The 20,615-nt window shown below is 64.2% G+C and carries 18 protein-coding genes; 3 read left to right on the top strand and 15 right to left on the bottom strand.

What is annotated here, in order from left to right; all coding sequences use genetic code 11:
* Nucleotides 1-86: 86 nt before the first annotated feature.
* From DV709_RS16745 to DV709_RS16720, 6 genes are all read right to left on the bottom strand, one after another.
* Nucleotides 87-1,574 carry an acetyl-CoA hydrolase/transferase C-terminal domain-containing protein gene (locus DV709_RS16745; RefSeq protein WP_117595583.1) on the bottom strand — a complete coding sequence of 496 codons (1,488 nt, stop codon included), beginning with the start codon at nt 1,572-1,574 and terminating at the stop codon, nt 87-89.
* Nucleotides 1,567-2,151 (bottom strand): MaoC family dehydratase, encoded by a 585-nt coding sequence (locus tag DV709_RS16740; protein WP_117595582.1) that lies wholly within the window; start codon nt 2,149-2,151, stop codon nt 1,567-1,569. Before DV709_RS16740 ends, DV709_RS16745 begins: the two co-directional genes overlap by 8 nt.
* Before the next feature lie 69 nt (nt 2,152-2,220).
* Nucleotides 2,221-3,423, bottom strand: coding sequence for an acyl-CoA dehydrogenase family protein (locus DV709_RS16735; protein WP_117595581.1), 1,203 nt, complete (start codon nt 3,421-3,423; stop codon nt 2,221-2,223).
* A gap of 109 nt (nt 3,424-3,532) precedes the next feature.
* Nucleotides 3,533-4,339, bottom strand: a complete 807-nt coding sequence (locus DV709_RS16730; protein WP_117595580.1) for an SDR family oxidoreductase — start codon at nt 4,337-4,339, stop codon at nt 3,533-3,535.
* Nucleotides 4,340-4,341: 2 nt separating this feature from the next.
* Nucleotides 4,342-4,776, bottom strand: coding sequence for a universal stress protein (locus DV709_RS16725; protein WP_117595579.1), 435 nt, complete (start codon nt 4,774-4,776; stop codon nt 4,342-4,344).
* A gap of 158 nt (nt 4,777-4,934) precedes the next feature.
* Nucleotides 4,935-6,275 (bottom strand): MmgE/PrpD family protein, encoded by a 1,341-nt coding sequence (locus DV709_RS16720; protein WP_157972769.1) that lies wholly within the window; start codon nt 6,273-6,275, stop codon nt 4,935-4,937.
* A gap of 107 nt (nt 6,276-6,382) precedes the next feature.
* Here DV709_RS16720 and DV709_RS16715 point away from each other — a divergent pair, with 107 nt between their 5' ends.
* Nucleotides 6,383-7,150 (top strand): IclR family transcriptional regulator, encoded by a 768-nt coding sequence (locus tag DV709_RS16715; RefSeq protein ID WP_117595577.1) that lies wholly within the window; start codon nt 6,383-6,385, stop codon nt 7,148-7,150.
* Nucleotides 7,151-7,921: 771 nt separating this feature from the next.
* On the opposite strand, the gene purB is transcribed toward DV709_RS16715, so the two are convergent.
* The 3 genes from purB to DV709_RS16700 form a co-directional block, all read right to left on the bottom strand.
* Nucleotides 7,922-9,256 (bottom strand): adenylosuccinate lyase, encoded by a 1,335-nt coding sequence (purB, locus tag DV709_RS16710; protein WP_117595576.1) that lies wholly within the window; start codon nt 9,254-9,256, stop codon nt 7,922-7,924.
* Nucleotides 9,257-9,731: 475 nt separating this feature from the next.
* Nucleotides 9,732-10,907 (bottom strand): aminotransferase class I/II-fold pyridoxal phosphate-dependent enzyme, encoded by a 1,176-nt coding sequence (locus tag DV709_RS16705; RefSeq protein ID WP_117595575.1) that lies wholly within the window; start codon nt 10,905-10,907, stop codon nt 9,732-9,734.
* Nucleotides 10,908-10,959: 52 nt separating this feature from the next.
* Nucleotides 10,960-11,406, bottom strand: a complete 447-nt coding sequence (locus DV709_RS16700) for a universal stress protein (RefSeq protein ID WP_117595574.1) — start codon at nt 11,404-11,406, stop codon at nt 10,960-10,962.
* Nucleotides 11,407-11,517: 111 nt separating this feature from the next.
* Between DV709_RS16700 and DV709_RS16695 the strand changes: the two genes are divergently transcribed.
* Together DV709_RS16695 and DV709_RS16690 are read left to right on the top strand one after the other, a co-directional pair.
* Complete coding sequence (locus DV709_RS16695; RefSeq protein WP_117595573.1) at nt 11,518-12,489, top strand: asparaginase; 972 nt, start codon at nt 11,518-11,520, stop codon at nt 12,487-12,489.
* A gap of 70 nt (nt 12,490-12,559) precedes the next feature.
* A complete protein-coding gene (locus DV709_RS16690) occupies nt 12,560-13,243 on the top strand; it encodes a 4-carboxy-4-hydroxy-2-oxoadipate aldolase/oxaloacetate decarboxylase (protein WP_117595572.1) in 684 nt (227 codons plus the stop codon).
* A 105-nt stretch (nt 13,244-13,348) separates the two neighbouring features.
* Here DV709_RS16690 and DV709_RS16685 read toward each other — a convergent pair whose 3' ends face one another.
* The 6 genes from DV709_RS16685 to DV709_RS16660 all read right to left on the bottom strand — a co-directional run bounded on the left by DV709_RS16685 (nt 13,349) and on the right by DV709_RS16660 (nt 20,378).
* Nucleotides 13,349-14,122: a fumarylacetoacetate hydrolase family protein gene (locus DV709_RS16685; RefSeq protein ID WP_117595571.1), complete on the bottom strand. Its 774-nt coding sequence runs from the start codon at nt 14,120-14,122 to the stop codon at nt 13,349-13,351.
* A 243-nt stretch (nt 14,123-14,365) separates the two neighbouring features.
* Nucleotides 14,366-16,156 carry an ABC transporter substrate-binding protein gene (locus DV709_RS16680; RefSeq protein ID WP_157972768.1) on the bottom strand — a complete coding sequence of 597 codons (1,791 nt, stop codon included), beginning with the start codon at nt 16,154-16,156 and terminating at the stop codon, nt 14,366-14,368.
* A gap of 151 nt (nt 16,157-16,307) precedes the next feature.
* Nucleotides 16,308-17,306, bottom strand: coding sequence for an ABC transporter permease (locus DV709_RS16675; protein ID WP_117595569.1), 999 nt, complete (start codon nt 17,304-17,306; stop codon nt 16,308-16,310).
* A gap of 103 nt (nt 17,307-17,409) precedes the next feature.
* Nucleotides 17,410-18,432 carry an ABC transporter ATP-binding protein gene (locus DV709_RS16670; RefSeq protein WP_117595568.1) on the bottom strand — a complete coding sequence of 341 codons (1,023 nt, stop codon included), beginning with the start codon at nt 18,430-18,432 and terminating at the stop codon, nt 17,410-17,412.
* Complete coding sequence (locus DV709_RS16665) at nt 18,425-19,471, bottom strand: ABC transporter ATP-binding protein (protein WP_117595567.1); 1,047 nt, start codon at nt 19,469-19,471, stop codon at nt 18,425-18,427. The genes DV709_RS16670 and DV709_RS16665 overlap by 8 nt, the downstream gene beginning before the upstream one ends.
* 1 nt (nt 19,472) lies before the next feature.
* A complete protein-coding gene (locus DV709_RS16660) occupies nt 19,473-20,378 on the bottom strand; it encodes an ABC transporter permease (protein WP_117595566.1) in 906 nt (301 codons plus the stop codon).
* Nucleotides 20,379-20,615 lie beyond the last annotated feature (237 nt).

Here is a 20,615-nt window from a genome sequence, read left to right as displayed (position 1 = left end):
GTATAACGCCACCTGTAAACCTTACTCCACCTCCCCGGAAAGCGCCGCGAACGGCGACCTCGACTCGCTACCGTCGCCGGTGAATCTCAGCGGAACTCGGTGTCGGCAGCGACCGGGACGTGACCGTCGTTTTCGTGTGCCTGCTCGCGGTACTCCCGGAGGTCGTCGCGGAAGTCGGGGTGAGCGACGTCGATGAGCGCGTCCATCCGTTCGCTCGGACTCGCCCCTCGGAGGTCGGCGACGCCGTACTCCGTGACGACGACCGAGTGGTCGTGTTCGGTGTGGTCGACGTGGGGAACCGTCGGGACGATCCGCGAGATGTCCCCGCCGGCGGCAGTCGAGGGGAGCGCGATGACCCCGAGGCGGCAGTTACGGTTGAAATCGCCGCCGCCGCCGATGCCGTTGACGATACGCGTCCCGCCGATGTGGGTCGCGTTCGCGTTCCCGTAGAGGTCGACGTCGACGGCGCTGTTGACGCCGACGACGCCGAACTGGTCGATGAGCGCGGGGTTGTTCGACACGTCGGCCGGCCGGAGGACGACGTCCTCGGCGTACCGCTCGATGTCGTCGAACAGTCGCTCTTGGCCTTCGAGCGAGAGCGCGAGCGAGGTCGCACTCGCCCCCGAGAGCATCCCCTCGTCGATGGCGTCGAGCAGCCCGTCCTGGAACACTTCGCCGAAGTAGATCACCTCGCGGTCGCCGAAGTCGATCTCCGAGAGCGCACCCATGAGCGCGTTGCCGAGGCTCCCGACGCCGAACTGGAGGCAGATCTGCTCTCGGAGCGTCGGGTTCCGCTCTAGTTCCGCCTCCAGAAACGTCCGGAGGTTGTCGGCGATACTGTCGTCGGCCTCGGTCGGTTCCCGGAAGTCGTACGGGTCGTCCGGACGGTCGGTCTCGACGACCGCGACGAGCTTCTCGGGGTCGAACTCGAGTTTCGGCGACCCGACACGTTCGACCGGTTCCTCCAGCGGAATCGGGTCGCGGTTCGGCGGGAGGTCGCGGAGATACACGTCGTGGACGTGTTCGAGCAGCCGAGGCTGCGTGGCGTTGACCTCGACGACGAGACGGTCGGCGGCGGCGACGAACGACGGCGTGTGACCGATCGACGTCGAGGGGACGAGCCAGTCTTCGCCGACGGCGACGGCTTCGACGACCGCGACTCCGGGGTCGCCGAAGTCGCCCAGTCGAACTTCGTCGCCGAACCGCGAGATGTGACGGTCGTGGAACTCGACCTCGCGGTCGTTTATCGCCGATCGGGAGACGTTTCGCGTCTGAAACGGATACCGACGGGCCATCTGACCGGCCTCGACCAGCGCGTCGTCTATCTCGCCGCCGACGCCCCCGCCCGAGATGACCGTCAGCGACAGGTCGCGGTCGTCGTCGGCCAGCGCTTCGGGAACCCGCTTCGGATAGCCGACGCCGCCGAAGCCGCTCACCAGAACGACGTCCTCCGGTTCGACGACCTCGGCGGCCGTCGCAGCGTCCGTGACGGGGAGTCCGTCGGCGATGCGGTCGTCGCCCCCGTCCCGGATTCGGTCGTCGCCGTCTCCGACTCGGTCGTCGGCCTCAGTCATCCGCCTCTCCGTCGGTCGGCTGTGTGCCGATTCCCTCGGGCCACCCCGGCGGCTGTGCGGCGGTCGGCTGGGCGTACTCGCGCTTCAGCACCATCGGGGTGCGCTCCATCGACAGCACTTTCGTCCCCTCCTCGTTGTACGCTCGAAGTTCGGTGGTGACGATGCCGACGTGGTCCCGCGAGGAGCTCTCGCGCTTCTCCAGCACTTCGCTCTCGGCGAAGATGGTGTCGCCGTGGAACACCGGCGCGTGGTGTCGAATCCGGTCGTAGCCGAGGTTCGCGGTGGCGTTGACCGAGATGTCGATGACGCTCATCCCGACGGCGAGCGCGATGACGAACGTGCCGTCGACGAGTCGCTCGCCGAACTCGGTCTCGGCGGCGTACGCCTCGTTGAAGTGCATCGGGTTGAGGTTCATCGTCACGTTCGTCATCCAGACGTTGTCCGTCTCGGTGACGGTGCGTCCGAAGGGGTGTTTGTACACGTCGCCCACCTCGAAGTCCTCGTAATACCGGCCTTGCCATCCCTCTACGAGTCGGGTCTCCGTCGTTTCGTCCGTCGCGTTGTCGTTGTCGCTCATTGTCGTGTGGTGTTTCCTGTGGTCTCGTGCGGTGTTCGTCGTCTCGCGTCTCGTCGCTCGGTTTCGCTCTCAGAACGACCGGGGGAGGTCGAGCACGTTCTCCCCGAGGTAGTTCAGCGCCAGTTCCTGCGTGATGGGAACTAAGCGCGTGAGTCGCGCCTCGCGCAGGTATCGTTCGACGTCGTACTCGCGGGCGACGCCCCGTCCGCCGTGGGCCTGCACGGCGGCGTCGGCGGCCTCGAACGTCGCGTCCGCGGCGAGGTACTTCGCGGCGTTCGCCCGCGCCCCGACGGCTTTCCGGTCGTCGTCCGTTCGTTTCGCCGCGTCGAAGGTGAACTGCTTTGCGGCCTGCACGCGGGCGAACGCCGCGGCCAGCGGGTGTTGGACCGCCTGATTCTTCCCGATGGGGCGGTCGAACACCTCGCGCTCGTTCGCGTAGTCGACGCCCTTCTCGATAGCGAGTTCGCCGAGTCCGATCGCCTCGGCGGCGATGACCAACCGCTCCTCGTTGAGCCCGTCGAGAACTTGGTAGAACCCCTCGTCCTCGACGCCGATTAGCTGGTCGGCTGGGATGCGGAGGTCGTCGTAGGTGACGCGGAAGGAGCTGACGACGCCGCTGACGGTCTTCTCTATCTCCTCTAACTGGATGCTCCCCTCGTCGATTCCCCGCTCGATGTCGACGAGGAACAGCGAGACGCCCTTCGTCTTCTTCTCGACCTCGTCGTAGGGCGTCGTTCGTGCGGCCAACACGAGGTAGTCGCTCACGTCGATTCGGGATGTCCAGAGCTTCTCGCCGTTGACGACGTACTCGTCGCCCTCGCGCTCGGCGCGAGTCGTCATCGCGGTCGACTCCGACCCGGCCGTCGGTTCGGTGAGGCTGAAACACTGGATCCACGCCTCGCCGCTGGCGACGCGCGGGAGCAAATCCTCCTTGAGTTCGTCGCTGCCGTACTTGACGAGCGGTGCCGAGTTGTAGATGGCCGCGTGGACCGTCTGTGCGCCGCTGAAGCCGGCGCCGCTTCTGGCGATCTCGTACATCATCGCCACCGTCTCTTCGGTTCCGTAGCCTTTGCCGCCGTACTCCTCCGGGAGGAGGATTCCGAGCCAGCCGTCCTCGGCGAGAGCGTCGACGAACTCGTGGGGATACTCCCCTTCGGCGTCCCGTTCGCGCCAGTAGGCGTCGTCGAACTCGCGGCACACCGACCGAATCTCTTCCCGAACGGCCTGCTGTCTGGGAGACAGCGCCAGTTCACTGGCGAAATAGCCTGACATCAGTTACCATATACTCGAAGGGGACATTAAGCGTATTGGGGTTCCCGAACGATTGACCGGTTACGACTTCCCTTCCGACGAACGGCTCGGCGGACGGCGGACCGGGGAGCTACGGCGACATGCCGTCGAGCCAGCCGCCGTCGAGTGCGAGCGTCTCGCCGGTGACGAAGTCGGCCGCCGGCGACGCGAGGAAGGCCACGGCTCGGCCGAACGACTCCGGTTCCCCGAGTTTCCGGACCGGAAGCTCCTCGGCCCGGCGCTCCCTCGCCGCTTCGACGGAGATATCCTCTCGGTCGGCCAGGAGCTCTATCTTGTCCTCGAGGCGGTCGGTGACGATCCCGCGGGGACAGGCGCAGTTGACCCGAACGCCTCGCGGTCCGTACTCCTCGGCGAGACTCTTCGAGAGTGCGTAGATTCCCGGTCGGAACGCCGCTTGGAGCACGTCGCCGGCCATCGGCTCCGCGGCCGTCGCCGAGACGATGTTCACGACCGACGCCTCCCCGTCCCCCTCGACGAGGTGCGGGAGCGCGGCCCGGAGCGCGACGACGGTGCTTCGGACGACGAGTTCGTACGTCCGGTCCAACGTCTCGATATCCGTCTCGTCGATGGGTTGGACCGGCGGGCCGCCGTGGTTCGTCACCAGTACGTCGAGACCGCCGAGGTCGGTCGCCGCGGCCTCGACCGTCTGTTCGACGTCGGTCGGGTCGGTGAGGTCGCACGCGTACGTTCGGACGTCGTCGTCGTCGACGCCCGCCGCCTCGACGATGTAGTCTTTCGCGTCCGCGAGGTTGTCGGGGTCCCGGGAGGCGACCGCCACCTGCGCGCCCTCCCGGGCGAGTTCCGCCGCGGCGGCCCGACCGAGTCCCTTGCTGGCGGCGAACAGTAGCGCCCGCTTGTCGGTGAGTTCCAGATCCATCGTCAGTTGGCGACGAGAACCGGGCGGTCCCCTTCGAGGATGATACCCTGCGTGACGCTTCCGAAAACGGCCTTCCCGACCGGCGTCCGCCTCGAGTTCCCGATGAGAATCACGTCGGCGTCGATCTCCTCGGCCACGTCCTGGATGGCCTGTTTGGGTTCGCCGACCGTCGTCAACACGTCCGCTTCCACGCCGTCGTCGGCCAACCTCGCCCCGGCGCGTTCGACCGTATCGGGGGCGTCCCGAAGCGACTCGATGTTCTCGTTTATCGACTCGATCACCGTCTTCCCCGCCTCGTCCGCCGGGGAATCTATCTCCTCGTAAACGTAGAGCACCGTGACTTCGACGTCGGCGCGGTCGAACAGCCTGTCGAGCGTGGCGAGCTGTCCGTCGAGTCGTTCCGGTTCGGCGTCGACTGGCATGATAACACGCTTCATACGTGACGCTCGAGTCGACTCCTAATCAAGGTTTTCACTACTTCGTGACAGACTGTCCCCCGAACCCGAACTCTGTCGGAGGTGCCGCGCCACGTGGGAACGAGTTTCGGGGCGAACGGCGAACCGTGCGAGACGCCGTTTCGGCGTCCCGTCCCGGTTCAGTGGTCGACCCGGACCGCCGAGGCGACATCCTCCTGCGCCGGGAGCGTCGAGAGCACGTCGTACAGCCGGTCGACGTCCGTTTCCGACAGGACGGTGCCGGCGCACTCCTCGAACTTCGCCCGGAGCTCGTCGTCCGTGAGGGGGTCGTCGTGAGTCCCCGGCGGGTTCTCCTGGTGGCGCTCGTACGTTCCGTCCTCGGTGACGATACGGACTGACGCCTCGTGGGAGTCGTACGCCATGTCCTCGTCGACGACGAACTCGACGCGTTCGCGGACCGCCTGAACCGCCGGATTTTCGATGGCGTCGTCGCGGAACGTCGAGAGACTGACCCTCTCGCGGACGAGCGCGCTGGCGACGGCGTACTGCATCGAGAACTTCGCTTCGAGACCAGTGTCTGGGTCGGCGTGGTGGAGCGCGTCGCCCGCGCCCGCCGATGCGGTGACAGTCACCTGCTCGATCGTCTCGGGGTCGACACCTTCCTCGACGAGCGCCTGCGCTGCAGCGATAGCGGCGTGTGTGAAGTAACAGCAGGGGTACGCTTTGATGTGGATACCCCGCTCCTGCAACGCCTCGTAGTCGGGCTCGGCGAACTGCTCGGGTCCGCCTTCTCCGTAGAGGTCCCAGAACCCCCGCTCGCCGCTTATCGCCGCCGCGTCTGCGGTGAACCCGTCGGCCGCGAGGCGGGCCGCGGTCACGCCGGACCGAGAGCAGAGTCCGGCGTGCAGCGGCTTGGTCATCGACCCGAAGTTCCGCTTGAGTCCCGACGGCATCGACGCGGCGATGTTGAGCGCCTGCGACACCTCGACCTCGTCCAACCCGAGGAGATGCGCCGCCGCCGCCGCCGCGCCGAACGTTCCGAACGTCGCCGTGGCGTGCCATCCGGCCTCGTAGTGGTCGGGACTGACGGGGTCGGCGACGGCGCACTCCGCCTCGAATCCGGCCGCGTACGCCGCAACGAGGTCCCGTCCGCTCGCGCCTGTCTCCTCGGCGAGCGCGAGGAGGGCAGGAACGAGCGTGACGCTCGGATGGCCGCTCATCGCCCACGCGAGGTCGTCGTAGTCGAGCGCGTGACTCGCCGTCCCGGTTCGGAGCGCGACCGAGTCCGGCGGCGCGTCCGCGTCGATGCCGAGCAGCGTCGCCGCGTCGGCGGCCGTCGGCTCGATACCGCTCGATTCGGTCGCTTTCCTTCCCGCCCCTTCGGTCGACCCCGCGAGCATCACGCCCACCGTATCGACGAACGCTCGGGTTATCGTCTCGATGCTCTCTCCAGAGAGGTCGTCGTACGTCAGCTCCGCGACGAAGTTCCCCAGACTCGCTTCTGGTGGCGTCGTCTCCATACTGGCTACTGTTCGACAGTCCCTGATAAACGTTTGTTCGGAACGGTTTCGACACGGCGTTCCGCGATACCGAACAGTATTTGTTCGTGGATGCGCATCGCTAGACCATGACATCGAGAAGCGAACACGGGGGTGTGCAAGCGGTCAGAACGATGTTCGACATCATCGAGTACGTCGCGGACCGAGACGGAGCGACGATCACCGAGATAGCCACCGACCTCGGGTACGCGAAAAGTACCGTCCATCGTCACATCTCGACGTTAAAGGAGTTGAAATACGTCGCCGAGACGCCCGACGGCTACCAGGCAGGGTTGCGGTTCCTGGAGATCGGGCACTCCGCCAGACAGCGCCAGCAAGGACACGGCATGGTCAAAGAGAAAGTCGAGGACATCGCCAATGAGACGGGCGAACGCGCGCAGTTCATCGTCGAAGAGCACGGCGAGGGCGTGTACATCCACCGAGCGTTCGGCGAGCGCGCCGTTCGGACCGACCCCGGAATCGGGAGTCGCATTCCGCTTCACGCCACCTCCGCCGGCAAGGCTATCCTCGCGAGTATGGACGAACAGCGGAGCACCGAACTCATCGAGGCGCTCGAATTCGACCCGATCACCGAGTCCACGATCACGGAGTCGGAACGGCTGTACGACGAACTGGAGACGATCCGCGAACGGGGTTACAGCTTCAACCGCCAGGAGAATCTCAAGGGGCTTCACGCCGTCGGCGTCCCCGTGTTGGGACCCGACGGGGACGTCATCGGCGCGCTCAGCGTTTCGGGTCCCTCCCACCGCATGCAGGGAGAGTGGTTCGAGGAGGACCTCCCGAAACTGCTCCTGGGCACCGCTAACGAACTCGAACTCAACATCGCTTACTCGTAGCTGTTCGACAATACGGAACGCACGTTCGCGTCCGGACCCCGAAACCCCTCTCTCCGACTCTACGCTAAAAATACTGACACACGGTAACATCTGCGGTTCGCTTTTCTGTACGTGCGATTTTCTCTTTCGTCAGGTGTGGTATGTCAACACCCGGTCCCGCTCGATAACTACTCACGCTGCACGTAGTCAATCGGAATCACACCCCGTCGTAGCGGGGATTGCGATCGTTTCCGCCGTATTTCCGTGTGCTCGACTCTGTCTGTGACGGGGTCGGGCCGAGACGTTCTGCGTTCCGTAGAATCGAACAGCGTCTTCGACAGACGTTCGAATCGAACCGGTGGCAACCGGCGGAACAGTCGGTGCGATTCCTCCACCGCGAGGGGGCCCGATTTGACGTACTACGCGGAGAGAATAACGAATATAACGTTGTTATTCTACCGTCTACCGAGTTCAGTTACCGACTCCCGGTCGTCGAATCGGTCCACTCGGGTTCGCGGATTCGACGATGTCGGTGCGGAGAGATTCGACCGCGTCCGAGTTCTCGGAACGGAGCGTGTCGTTCTCTCGCGTGGGGCTCTCTCGCAAATTCCGCGCGTCCCGACTATCTCAGAAAACTGTTCCGCATACGCGAACGGCAAGCTTCACGGCGGTCCGTCGGGAGTTGACGACGGCACCGACGGCGACGCACCCCACGTGACAGCGAGTACGCCGTCCGCCTCGACAGGCGCGAGCGAGCACCCGTGGGGCGCTCGCAGAGAGCACCGCAGCTGCTCACTCTCGGAGCGTTCGGTCGACGAACTCCGCGGAGAGCCCGACGTAGTTCGTCGGGTCCGCCGCCGCTTCGAGTTCTTCGTCCGTCATCGCGTCCGTCACTCGCTCGTCGTCACGCAGACACGCCAGCAGGTCTCGGTCGCTCTGGATGGCGCGCATCGCGTTCTCGTGGACGACGTCGTGAGCCGTCTGGCGGCCGATCTTCGACGCGAGCGCCATCATTATCGCCTCCGATGCGACGAGTGACCCGTGGTGAGCGAGATTCTCCCGCATCCCGTCCGGGTGTACGTCGAGGTCCGTGAGCACGGTCTTGCAGTTTTCGAGCACCCGGCCGAAGTAGAGCCCCGAGTCGGGAATCACCGCGAACTCGACGTACCACGTCGTGAAATCGCGCTCGTCGTACGTCTCGGTCGCCTCCAGCATCGCCGTCGCGTTCGCTCGCAGGAGTTTCGCCAGTGCCCCGGTGAACTCCGAACGAACCGGGTTTCGCTTGTGCGGCATCGTGCTGCTGCCGACTTCGCCCTCCGGAATGCTCTCGGAGACCTCGCCGAACTCCGGGCGGTTGAGCAGCAGAATCTGGTGCGCGATTTTCGAGAGGCCGCTGCCGATCTGTGCGAGCACCGAGAGGAACTCCGCGAACCGGTCGCGGGCGGCGAACCACGGCGTGTCCGGGACGACGAGGTCGAGTTCGGCCGCGAGATTCTCCTGGACTTCCTCGCCGCCCCGTTCGAGCGACGCGAGCGTGCCCGTCGCGCCGAAGAACTCGACGACGAACGCCCGTTCGGCGGCGGCGTCCAGTCGGTCGATGTGTCGTTCGACCTCTTCGAGCCAGACGGCTGCTTTCAGTCCGAACGTGGTGGGAAGCGCGTGGACGAAGTGCGTCCGTCCTATCATCGGCGTGTCGCGGTGTTCGCTGGCGAGGTCGCGGAGCGTCGCGCGGATCTCGAGGAGGTCGCTGCGGTAGCGCTCGTAGGCGTCGCGCAGTTGGAGGACGACCGCGGTGTCGGAGATGTCCTGGCTCGTCGCCCCCCAGTGGATGTACTCGCCTGCGTCGCCGAACGAGTCCTTCCAGGCGTCGATGATGCTCATCGTGAACAGGCCGATCTCCTCGACGTTCGCCGCGACGCGTTCCATGTCGAGGTACTCCAGCGATGCCCGTTCGGTGATCTCGGTCGCTGCCGACTCGGGGACGATACCGACGTCTGCCTGCGCGCGTGCGAGCGCGGCCTCGACTTCGAGAAACCGTTCGAGGTAACCTACGTCGCCGAATATCTCCCGCATCTCCGGTGTGCCGAACGCGTCTCGAAAGAGCACGCTCGTCTGGTGAAACTGCATCGTGACCGAACTGTTCGCGCCCTCGGTAATCAACGTTCGTGTGCGTTCGGTTGTGAGTGCTCCGTGCGGTGGTCTGTCTGGATTCGAGGTGCGTCGCCTACTCGATTCGAACGACCTCGGTGAGAACCGGTCGGAGGTACTCGGTGAAGCAGTCAGATCTCTCCGTCATCGGGAAGTGACCCAGCCCCTCCATGAGCGTGAACTGTGCACTCGGCATTCATTCGGTAACCCACTGCGCGGCGGTCGGTCTCGCTCCTCGAATCGCACGGTCGCCCGACGAACTACATCTTGCCCAGTAGTAACTCGACACCCTAAATATCTTGAGACAGCATAAATATTTGGTTTACAATTTTATATTAATATCATGGAATAAACTCAGACTTCTGAACTGAATGGGTCACTCTCCGACTCCGTAACCGAGTACGCGTCGATAGCTACCCGTCGACGGACGCGAACGGAACGCTCTCGAAACGGGTCAGGCCAGTTCGTCGCGGACGAACCGCTCGATTCGGTCGAATCCTTCCTCTAACTCTGCGAGGCTGCTCGCGAAACTCACCCGGATGGAGCCCTGTCCGCCGGCACCGAACCCCTCGCCCGGAACGGTTACGACGCCGTGCTCTTCGAGGAGTCGCTCGGCTATCTCGAAGCTCGTCCCCTCCAGCGCGCTCACGTCGAGGAAGGCGTAGAACCCGCCGTCGGGAGCGGGACAGGAGACCGAGGGAATCGAGTCGACGCGCTCTCTGACGTAGTCCCGTCGCTCCCGAAACGCCTCGAACATCGCCTCGGCCTCGTCCTGCGGTCCCGTGAGCGCAGCTACGGCACCGTGCTGTGAGAGGCTCGACGGACACGACGACGTGCCGGGGTGGAGCTTGATGGCCCCTCTCGCCAGGTGTTCGGGAGCGACGAGCCAGCCGAGGCGCCACCCGGTCATCGCATACTGCTTCGAACAGGCGTTGATGACGACGACGTTGTTGGCGTCGAGGTCGGCGGCGAGACTCCGTCCGTCGCCCCCGAAGTCGAGGCTCGCGTACACTTCGTCGAGGACGACGACCGCGTCGTGGGCGGCCGCCGCGTCGACGACGGCTTCGACCGCCTCGGGGTCGTACACCTGGCTCGTCGGATTCGACGGCGAGTTCAGGATGACGCAGGCGGTGTCGTCTCCGATGGCGTCGACGACGCGGTCGACGTCGAGGTCGAAATCGTCGGCCGCCGAGAGCCCCACCTCGACGGGCGTCGCCCCCGCGAGCTGAATCTGGAGGCGGTACTGCGGCCACGCCGGCGTCGGAAGGACGACCTCGTCACCGCGCTCGGCGGTGGTCAGTAGCGTGAGGTACAGCGCCTCCGTCGCACCCGCGGCCGCGACCACCTGGTTCGGGTCGACCGCCAGGTCGTGGTCGCGTTCCATCTTCTCGGCGATGGCCTCGCGGAGCGCGGGGATTCCCGCGTTGTGCGTGTAGTGGGTTGCGCCGCCCCGAGCCGCCTCCGCCGCCGCCTCGACGATGTGTTCGGGCGTGTCGAAGTCGGGTTCCCCGATCTCCAGCCGGACGAGGTCGCCCGACCGCTGCTCGGCGAGGTCGTACATCGTCCGGATCATCGTCTCGTCGACCCTGTCGACGCGTCGTGCGAGTGGAACTGTGCTTCGTTCTATCATACCACCTCTGTATCGTGCCGTATATTAAACGTGTGCACCCGATTCGCACCGATCAATCGGTCATCGCGGTGACGACCGGACAGTCGGCACCGAGCAGGACCTCTTGGGTGGTACTACCGAAGAGCGCCTTTCCGACCGGCGACCGACGCCGTCCGCCGACGACGACGAACCTCGCGTCGAGGAGGTCGGCCTCCGCCAGAATCTGGTCGGTCGGGTCACCGACGCGCCCGCGCGTCTCGACGACAGTCTCGTCGAACTGGTCGAGTCGATTCTTCACGACGCGCCGTGCGTACCGCGCCGCGCTGTCCTCCTCCTGTTCGAACGAGACGTCCGAGAAGTCGGCGACGCTCTCTATCGCTTCCTTGTGCGCCTCGAAGTCCTCGTCGGGTACGACGTGCAGGACTACGAGCGGTTCTCCGTAGGCGGTAGCCAACTCGTACGCGACGGAGACGACTCTGTCGGAGCTAGTCTCTTCGCCGATGGTTGCGAGTATCGACACGTCCAGATGCTCCCGTCCGGACTATAAATATGTTACCGCGCAGAGCCCCGAGTTCTCTCGACTACTGCCCGGAGGCGAGAGATTAAGTGGAGTCGCGGTCCACTCTCGCGAATGTCCGTACGGATTGTCTCGACCGGCGGAACGATCGCATCGACGGAAGACGACGGCGCCGACGCGAATCCCGACCTCACCGGGGACGACCTCGTTGCGGCCGTCCCGGCGCTCGACGGCCTGACGACCGTCGAAACCGAGGACTTCGCCACGGTTCCGAGCCCGTACCTCTCCTTCGAGGACCTGCTCGATCTCGTCGATCTGTTGCGCGAACTCGACGCCGACCCGGAAGTCGACGGCGTCGTCGTCACGCAGGGGACCGACAACCTCGAAGAGACGTCGTACTTCGTCGACTGCTGCTACGACGGTGAGACGCCGGTCGCGTTCACAGGCGCGATGCGTACGCCGTCGCATGCCAGCCCGGACGGTCCCGCAAACCTCCTCGCCGGCGTCCGGACCGTTCTCGACGACTCGGCCCGCGACCGGGGCGTGTTGGTCGTGTTCAACGACCGAGTCCACGCCGCACGGGAGGTCGTGAAGGCGCACTCGATGAACGTCGATACGTTCCGAACCCCGGAGTTCGGGCCGCTCGCGACGGTCGACGAGGACCGGCTCGTGTGGCGACGACGCGCCGAGAACCCGGACCCGACGTTCTCTCCCACTGCGTCCGCGCTCCCCGACGAAGTTCTCACCTGCGTGGCGACGCTCGACATGAGCGACTCGGTCCTCGAACTCGGGACGGAGGCCGACGCAGTGTGTCTCGCGGCGATGGGTGCCGGTCACGTGCCGCCGAAGATTCTCTCGGCTCTCGAAACGCTGCGCGACGAGGACGTCCCGGTCGTCGCGACGACTCGGTGTCCGGAGGGCCGACTCGCCCGCCGAACGTACGGATTCCGGGGGAGCGAGCGGACTCTACAGGAACTCGGCTGCTACTACTCCGATCTGAACCTTCAAAAGACGCGGGTAAAAGCCGTGCTCGCGCTCGCGGAGGACCGACTCTCGGACGCGTTCGACCGGCCGACCCCGAACTGAGCGCCGCTGCGCTCCGTTTCGGCCGCCGCCGCCGATACTTTATTCACAGCGCTCTCCGTTCTGACTGCGCATGGAGATCGTCCGAGATGTCGAGCGACCCGATTCGGCGATAATCGACTCGTTTCGGGATGTGAGCGCCGCAGACGCCCACGAGGCGATGGGCAAATCGAACGCGATGACTCCCCGAATCGCCCCTATCGACGCCGCCCACCGGCTCTGCGGCCCGGCGTGTACAGTTCGAGTCCCGCCGGGCGACAACCTGATGGTACACGTCGGGTCGCAGGTCGCCGAACCGGGAGACGTCCTCGTGATCGCCGCCGAGACGACGCGGGCGGTCACCTGGGGCGAACTGTTGACGCTCAACGCCGTCGAGCGCGGAATTCAGGGGGTCGTCACCGCGGGCAACGTGAGGGACGTGTCCGCCCTCTCGGAACTGGAGTTCCCCGTCTTCGCCGCGGCGGTGTCGCAGGCGGGCGCCGTCAAGGAGACGCCGGGGTCGGTCAACGTCCCCGTCACGGTCGGCGACGTGGTAGTCAACCCCGGAGACATCGTCGTCGGCGACGCCGACGGGGTCACCGTCGTCCCGAAAGACGACGCCGAGGCGGTACTCGACCGGGCCACCGAGCTCGCCGACCGGGAGGCTCGGACGCGCGAACGACTCGCAAACGGCGAGTCGCTCTACGAGATCGGCGGCTACGGCGAACGAATCGAATCGCTCGGCGGCCCGGTGCTGGGCTCCGACTCCGGCGACTGACCGTCGGCGGCCGCTACCGGACCGTCGCGGGTTCGGAGGTGAGTATCCGTCCGAACGCGACCGGAAGCACCGAAAAAAAAAATCCGTTCTGATGGGCCCGAAGCGCTACTGGCCGGGCATGAAGTCGTTGGACGTGTCGCCGCTGAACTCCTTGGCGACGAAGTTGTTGACGAGCGTACCGACGCCGTCGATCTCGACTTCGACGGTGTCGCCGTCGCTGATCGGGCCGACTCCCTCGGGCGTCCCGGTCGCGATCACGTCGCCCGCCTCGAGCGTCACGAGCTTCGTAATCTCCTCGATGAGTTCGGGAACGCCGAAGATCATGTCGTCGATAGTCGACGACTGCTTCACCTCGCCGTTCTGTCGGAGTTCGATCGACGCGTCGTCGGCGAGCGCCTCCGGCGGTGCCAGCACCGGGCCGACGGGGGCGGAGTTGTCGAACGCCTTCCCTCTGACCCAGTTCTGTTCCTCTCGCTGGTCGTCGCGATTCGAGAGGTCGTTTACGACCGTGTAGCCGGCGATGACTTCGTCGACGTTCTCGCGAGAGACGTTGCGGCACTGTTCGCCGATGACGACGCCGAGTTCCGCCTCGTAGTCGATTCGCTCTTTGTCCTTCGGCAGTGCGATGGTGTCGCCGTGGCCGGCGAGCGTGTTCGGCGTCTTCAGGAACAGAAGCGGCCGTTCGGGTATCTCCGAGTCGGTCTCCTCCGCGTGCAGTCGGTAGTTCAAGCCCACGCAGACGATCTTCGTCGGATTCGTCGGCGGGAGAATCGATACGTCTTCGACGTCGAACCGCTGAGAGGCGAACTCGACGCCGCCGTCGACCCACTCACCGGTCCGCGTACTGCCTGCGGGATCGATAAATCGAACTTGTCGCATGACGTATGTTAATTGAGCACACGACACATAAATCATGCGGAACGTCGCACACCGACGACACGAACCGGTTCGATGCTGGCGCCCCGAGTCGTTCACCTGTACGGGTACATCGAGCCGTTTATCTGCACAGGTACATCGAGTCGCTCACCTGCACAGATACATCGGGTCGTTCACCCCTACGATGTTCGACTTCGCCGAACGTCGTGTCGACGGGCTCGTCTGTCGATACTCACCGAAACGAGTTCACTCGAGACAGGAGAACTCGCTCGGGTCGGGCGTCTCGCCCTGTGGCCAAGCCTCTAACTCCGCATCCGGCGGGTAGTGCAGGTTACCGTTGTTGTCCCAGCCCCATCCGGCGTCTTCGAGCAGCTGCCGCGCTCGCTCGGTGTTCGCCGTCTCGTCGGCGATTTTCGTGAGCACGTCCGCGTTGTGCCACGGGTGAGCGTTCGAGTTGAAGGTGCCCTGCGTTACCACCTCGGATTCGCCGAACGCGTACGTCTCGTTCAGGCTCCGTCTGTCGATGAGGTTCGACAGCGCCATCCGGAACTCGCGGAACATCCCGGGGGCGAACGACTGCTGGGGCATCACACCGAACGGAAGGTGCGACTTCCCGGTGATGATCTGGACGTTGTCGCCCATGCTCTCCCGCAGTTGACTGCCGGCCTCCGGGTGCAGCGCGACGGCGACGTTGAGTTCGCCGTTCTCGAACGCTCGGGTGACGCCGTCGGTGCTCTCGTAGAGCTGGAAGACGATGCCCGTCTGTACGTCGTAGACGGGATGGCTGTCGTGCGGCTCCAGCGCCATGTTCTGCTGGTTGTTGTACGCCGTGATCCGGTACGGCCCGGCACCGATCATCGGGTCCTCGAAGTCGGTCGGGTTGTCCTCGATGCCCGCGTCGACGTAGGGGCCCTTCGGGAGCACACCGTAGATGGCGAGGCTCGCCGTCAGTAGCGTCGGCGCCGGTTCGTCGGTCACGAAGTTGACGGTGCTGTCGTCGACGATTTCGACGGTGAGGCTCTCCGGGAGCGACGTCCACGAGTAGTTGCCGGCGTGGTACTGCTCGGCGAGGAACTCGTACGTCCACTTGACGTCTTCCGGTGTAACCGGGTCGCCGTTGTGGAACGTCGCCTCTCGGAGGTTGAACGTCGTCGACGTCCCGTCGTCGGACGTCTCCCAGTCTTCGGCGAGCACGGGAGTGAGCTCGTAGTTCGCGTCGTACGCTAGCAACGGCGAGTGAGTGAGACTCGTGTAGAGTCCTATCGAGTCGCCGTCGGCAACGGTCGGGTAGAAGCTACTCGTGAGGTGTTCCGACGGTAAGTTCGCGACGATGGTGTCGGTGCCGCCGGTGGTCGTGACCCCCGCCTCGACTAACGCCGCCCAGTGGGTGTCCGAGAACCCCGCCGACCCCGCTTCGACCGCGTTGACCTGGTCCGTGTTGATGGCAGCCGTCGTCGGCCGTTCGATGGTCGTGATGAACGCGACGTCCTCCGAGAACTGAGCCATCGCGTCGTCGACGATCGACTGTCGTTCGTCAGGATCGCCCGCCGTCTGTTGGGCCTTGGCGTGTTCGGTGAACTCACAGCTGGCGTAGTTTGCGGGGTTGTACTGCCCGTTCGCCCCCGCGAAGTCGATGCTGTAGTTGGTCAGCAGCTCGTTCGGATCGAGGCGTCCGGGTGACGGCCCGTGGCTGTTGACCGCGAAGTGGAAGCCGCGCGTGTCGTCGGACACCGCAGTGATCCCCTCGCCGGTCGTCATCGGCATCGTCTCGATCTGGACGCCGATCTCACCGATGTTCGCCTCTATCTGCGAGATAGTCTCCTCGAAGAGCACCGTCGGCGGTCCCTGGTCCGACCAGTACTGGAACGTGAGCGTCGGCACCCGCTCGCCCAAATCCCCGTTGCCTCCGCCGCTCCCGTTGTTCTCGTTGGTACCGCTGCAGCCAGCGAGACCTGCAGCCGATGCGACGCCGACCGTTTGTAACAATCGCCGTCGGCTGACTCTCGTCTCTGGTCCGCTCTTGCCACATGTTGGCATAAGCCAACCTTCTCTCGAGGGGTTAAAAAGATATTGGTACTGGTAATACATCCTGAATGATTGGTGCGATTCGGGTCCTCGTTCGATTTCACGAACGGAAGCCGAAAACGAAGCGGTCGTCGACGCGACTCCGTGGGCGGCGCGCCGAGAGTTACTCGGCGTCGCCTTCGACCGATACCCGGGGGTCGATCACGCCGTAGAACAGGTCGACGAAGAAGTTCCCGAGGATGACCCACACCGCGGCGACGAGGAAGACGAACTGGATCACCGGGAAATCTCTCGCGAGCACCGAGTCGACGAGCAGCCGACCGATGCCCGGCCAGTTGAAGACGACCTCGACCAGCACGAGTCCGCTGATGGCGTTCGCCAGCGAGATGGGGTAGAGCGTCACGACCGGCAGACAGGCGTGGCGGTAGAGCTTCCGAAGGAGTTTCGCCCGGGGAAGCCCCTTCAGCCGGTGGTAGTGCAGGAAGTCCTGGTCGCTTATCTCGACGACGCTGTTGCGCATGATCAGCGCGGGATACTGCATGAAGTACAGCGTAATCGTCGCGAACGGCAGCGCGTAGTGCTGCCAGAACTCCGGCAGGAAGAACATCTCGTAGAACGGCTGGTCCTGGATGGCGATGGACGTCTGCGGCGAGAGCATCCCCGACGTGGGGAAGAGGCCGAGCGTCTCGGAGAACGCCGCTATCAGCAGGATGCCGAGGAAGAACTCGGGAATCGAGTGAAAGACCGACACCGAGACGATGCTCGACTTCTCGAACAGCCCGCCGCGGTACCGACCGATGACCGCGCCCAGCACCGACCCGATGATGTACGTCGCCGTAATCGCCGGCGCGACGAGAATGAGCGAGTTCAGAATTCGGGGCTTCACCAGCGTCCACACGTCGGTTCCGTGGCGGAAGGAGATGCCGGCATCTGCGGTTAACAGATTGGTGATATACGCCAAGTACTGCTGGTGGAGCGGTTGATTGAGTCCCCACTTGGTCTGTAACCGCTCGACCTGTTCGGGGCTCATCCCCTGTTGCACCAACAGCGAGGTGTAGTCGCCGGGCATCGCCCGGAAGAAGACGAACAGGGCCGTCGCCACGAGGAAGATCAGCACCGCCGTGACGAGCGTCCGCTTGACGAAGTACTGGAGACGACTCACGCGCCCTCACCTCCCGATTTCGTATCGGCGGACCAGTGCGGAACTGCGTCTGTCAGGCTGTCTCCAGCGGGTGTTGCTCCCGCTCTCTCTGTGGTTTCTGTGTTCATTGTGCTCCCTCCAGGAGCTGTTCGTTGTAGAGGTGACACGCAACCGTGCGGTTCACGTCACCCCCGAGTTCGATGTCGCGGGGTTTCTCGTCGCAGACGTCCATCCGCTGCGGACACCGATTCTTGAACCGACAGCCGGTCGGCATGTTTATCGGGTCGCCCGGTTCGCCGTCGACGTCCGGTCGGTCGCGGACGTAGTGCGGGTCGGGCACCGGGATGGACTTGATCAGCGCTTCGGTGTACGGATGCTTCGGGTCGACGATGAGTTCCTTGGTGGGCGCCTGCTCGACGACCCGCCCGAGGTACATCACGTTGATCATGTCACAGATGTAGGACACCGTCGACAGGTCGTGCGAGATGTACAACATCGAGACGCCGAACTCGTCGGTGAGTCGGTTTAGCAGGTTCAGAATCTCCGCCTGCGTGGAGACGTCGAGCATCGACGCCGGCTCGTCGGCCAGGATGACGTCCGGTTCGGTGATCAGTCCGCGCGCGATGGAGACCCGCTGCTTCTCTCCGCCCGATAGCTGGCTCGGGAACCGAGTGAGGTACTTCTCGGGCGGCGTCAGACCGACGGCCTCGAGCATCTCGGCGATTCGAGCCTCGTCGTATTCGATACCGTGTATCTCGAGCGGTTCGGCCAGCGTCCGTCGGACGGTGAACTTCGGGTCCAGCGAGTTGAACGGGTCCTGGAACACGAGTTGGACCTGCCGACGGAAATCCTTCCAGTCGGCTTTGTCGAACTCCGAGACGGGCCGACCGTGGAAGTACATCTCCCCGCCGGACGGTTGGTAGATGCCGATGAGCGTCCGAAGCAGCGTCGTCTTTCCACAGCCGCTCTCGCCGATGACACCCTGCACCTGATTTTTCTCCAGTTTCATGCTCACGCCGTCGACAGCGCGAACGTAGTCGGGAGTGCCCCCGGTGATCCGGTTTACTGCCGTGTTGAGCAACCCGCCCGACGTTTTGAAATGCTTCTCCAACGACCGAAGTTCCAACACCGGTGGCGATTCACTCATGGGCTTCCTCCAGAATGTTCGTCGCGTTCCTCGACGTGGACAGGTGCTCGGCCGCGAGCGTCTCCATCTCGTCGGCGTGCACGCACCACGCGCGGTGGTCGTCGCCGCCGCCGACGTCGACGGGTTCCGGCGCACCGTCGTAACACTCGGCGGTCGCCCACGGACATCGGTCGGCGAACGTGCAGTAGTCCGGCACTTCGGTCAACTGTGGGGGGTGCCCCTCGATGACCGCCAGTTCCCGGTCCGGGTAGCGGATGTCCGGGAACGCGTTCTGCAGGAGGATGGAGTAGGGATGTCGCGGACGGTCGAACACGTCGATGACGCTCCCGGATTCGGCCATCTGACCGCCGTGCATCACCGCCATCGTGTCACAGTTTTCGAACACGATGGAGATGTCGTGGGTAATCATCAGCATGCTCACGTCCCAGTCGTCTTTGAGCGCGTTGATGTAGTCGAGAATCTGGTCCTGCATGATGACGTCGAGCGCCGTCGTCGGCTCGTCGGCGATGATGAGACTCGGCTGCAGGAACAGCGAGAACGCGATTATCGTCCGCTGTTGCATCCCGCCGGAGAACTGGTGGGGGTAGTTGTGGATGCGCGATTCGGGAATCCCGACCACGTCGAACAGCTCTCTGAGGCGGTCGACGGCCTCCCGTTTCGACAGGTCCGTGTGGTACTTGGCCATCTCGATGGCCTGGTCGCTCAGCTTCATCACGGGGTCTAAGCTGTTCATCGACGACTGGGGGATGACCGATATCTCCTTCCAGCGAATCTCCTTGTTGAACTGTTTCTCACTGAAGTCCTGAATCTCCTTGCCTTTGAACTTGATCTTCCCGGAGACGACCTCGCCGTTGTCGTCGAGGCCGCCGACGACCGAGTCCGCGATAGTGCTCTTACCGCAGCCGCTCTCGCCGACGAGTCCGAAGTACTCGTGCTCGCCGATGGTGAACGACGCGTTGTTGACCGCGTGTACGTCGCTGTCTCCCCGCGTCCGGTACTTGATGTTGACGTCTTCGAATTCGAGTATGGGTTCGGTCATGTTAGACTACTACCTCGTCGTTCTCGGTCGACTGTTCGTACCCGCGTCCGAGCAGGTACAGCGAGAGGACGGTCACCGAGATCATGATTCCCGGCGGGAACGACCACCACCACGCTTCCACGACGCTACCCGACTGGTGAGCGTTTCGCAGCATGATACCCCACGTCGGGATGAAGGGGTCGGTCACGCCGATGAACGACAGTCCGGCCTGTTCGAGAATCGCCAGACCGACGCCCATGGCGAAAAACAGCGCCGCCATGTTTGCGATGTTCGGGAGAATGTGCTTTCGGATGATCCAGGAGGTGCTCGCGCCGGACGCCTTCGCCGCCATGATGTACTCGCGCTGTTTGATCTGTAGCACCTGCGATCTGATGACACGGGCGATGAACCGCCAGAGGACGAGTCCGATTATCGCTATCGTCGTGTAGAACCCCGCCCCGAAGAACGTGATGAGGACGATCGCGAAGGGGATGAACGGAATCCCGTACATCAGGTCGACGAACCGCATGAGCACCTCCTCGGACCGTCCACCCACGTACCCCGCGACGACGCCGACGAGCAGCCCTATCGACAGCATGAGCGTTCCAGCGAGCATGCCGGTGATGACTGTCGCCCGAGCGCCGAACAACAGCCGCGAGGCGACGTCTTCACCGCGGTCGTTCGTCCCCAGCGGGTGTTCGAGCGAGGGCGAGACGTACCGTTTCAGGTCTCCGTCGGCGGTTCGCTGCTGGGCGCTGTAGTCGTACGGTGCGAGCATGGGACCGAGGAGGCCGAGCAGCAAGACGAAGAGGAGTCCGAAGAAGGCGAATCGGGTCATCCGCTCTCGGAGCAACTTTCTCAGTGTGTTCGAGAGCACGATTCCGTAATCACTGCCTCGAACGCTGTCTATCTTGTTTGCGATACTCATGGGTGAGGTGCCCAGTCCGTATCGTGTTTTCTCGAGTACCCGACTGATATGGTAGTGTGCATTTTATCTAATCTCCCTAATGTGACGGTTGTTCCCAAATCACCTACTTTAATAAGATTTTCGGAGAGGTAGATATCCTCCGTTATAGGTCTCTAACCGCCGGTACGACGGTAGCGAAGCGCTGTCGATGACTCCGCAGTCGCTGCAGTCACCGCGGCACCGCCTCCGACCCCGCCG

Source organism: Haloprofundus halophilus, from assembly GCF_003439925.1.
Taxonomy (GTDB): Archaea; Halobacteriota; Halobacteria; order Halobacteriales; family Haloferacaceae; genus Haloprofundus; species Haloprofundus halophilus.
Note: the sequence above shows the minus strand (reverse complement) of the source record. Positions and strands in the feature narration are given on the sequence as shown.